This is a genomic window from Flavobacteriales bacterium (assembly GCA_013214975.1).
Lineage (GTDB): Bacteria > Bacteroidota > Bacteroidia > DT-38 > DT-38 > DT-38.
Genome location: JABSPR010000238.1, coordinates 1 through 3,031 on the forward strand (window position 1 = coordinate 1; position 3,031 = coordinate 3,031).

The window sequence follows — 3,031 nt, forward strand, 5'->3', positions numbered from 1 at the left end:
CGCTTGCAATTAACTACAGTTATGTAATGAGAGGTAAGAGCAACTTCTACAAATCTAAATACAGCTCTGTATTCAGTGCAGGGAAAGGGAAAAAACGAAAAGTCAGAGCTAAATTCTAGAATAACTAACAATTTCAGCTAGGCAATCTCAAAAACTGGAATACTTTACTAAGCGGTTTTCTAATTATTATCAAAGGAGAAATAGCAAGGTTATTAATTTTCCAACTTTTATATACCTCATAATTCGAAACCCAGTAGTTCATTAACGAATTATTACTTACGCCGCCCGCCAACATCTTTACAATTACTTTTGGCAGATATACACATTTAGTATTATGCTTATACATAAACCTCAACATCAGCTCATAATCGGCCGAAATTTTAAAGTTTAAACTAAACCCACCATAAACTTCGTATATTTCTTTCTTTATATATGTAGCCATATGAGGTGTCATCCATCCATCTTTAAAGGCCTCCCTATTAAACTCCCCTGTTCTCCAATATCTAATTATCTTTTCTTGATTCTCAGGTTTTACCACTACTAAATCTCCATAAACGATATCCGCATCGGTTTCCTTAAACTTAGTAACGATTTCAGAGATACAATCTCGAGAATTTAGCATATCCTCGGCATTACCCAATCCAATAACTTCGCCGGTAGCGCTAAAAACACCTTTATTCATGGCATCATAAATACCCTTATCCGGTTCGCTTATTACTTTGGCTATCTTATTGCCAAAAGACCGTACAACATCCATAGAGTTATCCGTTGAGGCCCCATCTATAATTATATATTCTATTTCAGCATAGTCTTGATTTACAACAGAATCTATTGTCTGCTTGATAGAATCGCCATTATTATAGCATATTGTTATTATTGAAACTTTCATTCTATTATTCGGTCTCTGGTTTTTTTTGCTGGATTCCCTTGATAAATGCCATATGGCTCAAGGTTTTTACTTGTAACAGACCCTACGGTTAATATAGAATGACTTCCACAGGTAACACCTGTACAAACAACAGACTTAGCTCCTATCCACGCCCCTTCTTTTATTCTAATCTCCTCAACTATTAGAGAGAAATCTTTTTTCTTGTAGTTATGATTACCACTTAATATTAATGCACCTTGAGAAATACAAACATTGTTTTCAATTTCTACTTTTGCCAAAGAATCTATCCATACAGATTCACCAATCCAAACATTATCCCCTAACCTCAAATTCCAGGGGTATTTAATATTCACACCAGGCTTTAAAACAACATTCTTTCCTATCGTAGCCCCAAATAGGCCCAACAAGATCACCTTTACAGAGGAAGAAAACTGAAGCGGATTAATAAAGAAAATGGCATTTATAAAAAACCACGCAGTTCTAGTTACGATACCAGCCCCGGGGTTATAGGTTGAATTGTCATATTTCGATAAATTTACTTTTGTATTATCCATTCAACAAATCTAAGTTTTTAAGAACAACTGTCTATTCATCTCTATATTCTCCTGGTTATTAAGGTATAATATTCCTTTTTCCATAGAAGCCTTTGACCACTCCTGATAATCTTTATCTGACATTTCAATAAAAGCCTCTATCGCATTGCTAAACGATTTCTTATCTTCCAAGGAAATGCTATAGCCCGTCTTTTCTTTTTCTAATTGCTCCCAGAGAGTTTTATCCGAAATAAGAACTGGACAACCAGCAAGAAACGATTCCAGTATTACATGACCAAAATTTTCACCTAACGTTGGCATAAACAATATATCATACCCGGAAATCACATTCAAAACCTCCTGACTCTCTGCTATTCCTTTATATTCAACCTCTATATTCCCTGGCAGGTTTTTGATTTTCTCCTGACAAGCCCCCCAATACTCTTCAATATATATTGGACCATAAATATGGAATAAGACACGCCCTTTAACTTTTGTAAGGATATCAAAACAATAAGAAAGGTTTTTCTCTGGAGAGATACGAGCAACGCTAACCAATTTCAACAAACCCTCTTCTTTTCTTTTTTGCTTTTTCTCGAAATCATTAACAGTACTACTTAAGTTAGGGGCAACAATCACCTTGCAAGAAGCACCTACTGCGTTTTCAATATCACGAGTTTCATTTTCGTTTGTTGCATGAAAAACCACATTAGAATAGAGATCAACCATTCTAGCAACTCCCAAAAACAATTTCTTTTTAAAGGGAGATACGCTAATTGCCCCTACAGCAAGCATTCCTCTGGAAGCGACTACCTTTTCAACCTGCATTTTTTTTAAAATTAACAAAGGGAATATCGAAAAATAGCGAGAATAAATTCCGTTGATATAAGCAATATCAAAATCCAAAAGTTCAACCTCTCGTTTGAGATTCGAGTAACTCAACTTTTTATTAGAAAAGTAAAGAACACTAACTCCGTCTTCTAACTCCACCCACTTGTCGGATTCAATACTCTCGTATGCCTTTACTTCAGTATAATCTGTATCACGGGTTATGACATAAAAGTCGAATTCCGATTTAAGATGCTGTATCAAGCTATAGCACGATTTAATTGGTCCTCCTGCCTTATAACCAGGAACAAACCAATCTATAAATACAAGTATTTTCGGTTTACTCAATTTGATTATTTCGCATCCAATTCCCAAGAACAACTAATATCCATATCCTTGCCCAAGTTACATGTGGATCATTATTTAAAAAATCCTTCCAAAGTTTATCTATTTCTTCCGCTCTAAAGTATTCGCTCGATTTCAAAAACGACAACCTCTCTTCGCAATAAATTTTCAAATCGGCCCGAAGCCATTCGCTCCATGGAAAAGTAAACCCCATTTTAGGACGATCAATTATTTCGCTAGGAATCAATGAGCCTACAGAATCTGTTAAAAGCTTTTTGGGAGTAAGAGGCTCTTTAAACCGATCAGGTACATTAAGAACATACTCTACTAATTCATGGTCTAAGAAAGGAACCCTTCCTTCGATGGAATGTGACATTGTCATTCTATCAATTTTCACAAGCATTTCATCGACTAATGTGGTTGAAATATCAACATA

The 3,031-nt window shown here is 35.3% G+C and carries 4 protein-coding genes; all 4 read right to left on the bottom strand.

Annotation, left to right across the window (positions count from 1 at the left end; genetic code table 11):
* Positions 1–133: 133 nt before the first annotated feature.
* On the bottom strand, positions 134–889 hold the full coding sequence (locus HRT72_07920) for a glycosyltransferase (GenBank protein ID NQY67634.1): 756 nt from the start codon (positions 887–889) through the stop codon (positions 134–136).
* Positions 886–1,443 (bottom strand): colanic acid biosynthesis acetyltransferase WcaF, encoded by a 558-nt coding sequence (gene wcaF, locus HRT72_07925; protein NQY67635.1) that lies wholly within the window; start codon positions 1,441–1,443, stop codon positions 886–888. Before wcaF ends, HRT72_07920 begins: the two co-directional genes overlap by 4 nt.
* A gap of 9 nt (positions 1,444–1,452) precedes the next feature.
* Positions 1,453–2,598 carry a glycosyltransferase family 4 protein gene (locus HRT72_07930; GenBank protein ID NQY67636.1) on the bottom strand — a complete coding sequence of 382 codons (1,146 nt, stop codon included), beginning with the start codon at positions 2,596–2,598 and terminating at the stop codon, positions 1,453–1,455.
* Positions 2,591–3,031 (bottom strand): asparagine synthetase B (locus HRT72_07935; GenBank protein NQY67637.1); only part of this gene is annotated, 441 nt, incomplete at its 5' end. The genes HRT72_07935 and HRT72_07930, both read right to left, overlap by 8 nt.